The 603-nt window shown below is 58.0% G+C and carries 2 protein-coding genes; both read left to right on the top strand.

What is annotated here, in order from left to right:
• Positions 1–289 (top strand): hypothetical protein (locus IE224_RS20895; RefSeq protein WP_229849509.1); only part of this gene is annotated, 289 nt, incomplete at its 5' end.
• On the top strand, positions 279–500 hold the full coding sequence (locus tag IE224_RS20900) for a DUF3072 domain-containing protein (RefSeq protein WP_191313446.1): 222 nt from the start codon (positions 279–281) through the stop codon (positions 498–500). The genes IE224_RS20895 and IE224_RS20900, both read left to right, overlap by 11 nt.
• Positions 501–603: the final 103 nt, after the last annotated feature.

Genomic DNA, 603 nt, shown 5'->3' on the forward strand with positions numbered 1-603 from the left:
CCTCCTCCCTGGGTGCTGCCGCTTTTTCATGATGGACACCCAATTCTGGAGCAATGCCTCCGAACCGACCGGCATACACGGCGTCCACAAAGAGGGTTGGTCTTATCCTCATCACCTGATCGGTTCTTCTCTGGCTGATTATGAGGTCAGCTTTACCGGATGCACCTTCATCAGCCTCGCCTTGCTGCTCATGTCCTTCGGGCTTCTGGATGGACAAGAACGGAACCAGAACATGGGGCGCGTGTTTCCTTGCAGCATCCTGAGAAAGGCAGTGCCCCATGGCCGATGAAAACCCAAAATCCCACCCGACCGACAATGCCGAAAAAGATCCCGACACCTGGGTCAGCGGCGAAGACCCGATGACCGGCGCACAGGCGTCCTATCTCAAGACGTTGAGCGAACAGGCCGACGATCCCGACGCCTTTGACGACACCATCAGCAAGGCGGAGGCTTCGAAACGCATCGATGCGCTGAAAGCCAAGCTGGGCCTGGACCAGTAGGGCTTCGCTGTCGAGAAGGGGAGCGACATCCCAAAGGTCATGAGTTCCGGCAACTATGGTTTTGTAGGGCAATGCGGTGCCGATGCTCCTGGGGCGCGGCACC

It is taken from the genome of Paracoccus aerius (genome assembly GCF_014656455.1).
In the GTDB taxonomy this organism is placed as follows: Bacteria; Pseudomonadota; Alphaproteobacteria; order Rhodobacterales; family Rhodobacteraceae; genus Paracoccus; species Paracoccus aerius.